Source organism: Oleiphilus sp. HI0132 (assembly GCF_001635845.1).
Genome location: NZ_LWGJ01000830.1, coordinates 1 through 685, shown reverse-complemented (window position 1 = coordinate 685; position 685 = coordinate 1). Strand labels below are relative to the sequence as shown.

The window sequence follows — 685 nt, the reverse complement described above, 5'->3', positions numbered from 1 at the left end:
AGTTGGGCCGCCTTCATGGGCTCAAGATCGCTTCGAGTGTTTGATCTTTTCTGTAGCGGGTTTAAAGCTTGCGGTGCCTTTAGTTTCTCTCGGTGCAATCTATAAAATTGAAAAGGAGCTCACGCCAATTGTCGGCCGGGCAGATTATTTTATGGGCTTGTATAGACATTTGGATAGAAATGTCAGAGTAGTCGATACAGCTCAATGGGTCATGCCGGACCGTTGGAGCGAGGATGCTCGGGCCGGATATCAGTTCATTATTAGACTGGGTGGAAATAATTGGGGCTTAGCTTGCGACTCAGTTCACGAATCCATTCAGCTTGAACCTGATATGGTTAAATGGCGCAGTGAGCGTACGAGTCGAGCGTGGTTATCTGGTACGGTGATAGGGCATATGTGTGCTTTACTCGACGCAGACGTAATGAGCTTGATGCTAGAAGAGAAAGCTTCTGGCAATGGAAGCTCAATTTCTTGATAATTGTGTCACTATTTTCTGGCATAGATTGTGCGATGCTCTATATTTAGAAGATGATCTGTTAAGTTTTTGACGTGAGAGAGTAAAGCTTTGAAAACTTGGCGCGAATTATTGTCTTTTAGGAAATAGGTAAGGGGTCAACTAATGACATCAAACACTGGGCACAGTAGCCATGCTGCTGAAGATCCGATTCTGCAAAACGTCACTTTT

The 685-nt window shown here is 44.5% G+C and carries 1 protein-coding gene; it reads left to right on the top strand.

The features are described from left to right. Positions 1-475 (top strand): CheW domain-containing protein (locus tag A3766_RS09485; protein WP_197479483.1); only part of this gene is annotated, 475 nt, incomplete at its 5' end. Between the last annotated feature and the right edge of the window lie 210 nt (positions 476-685).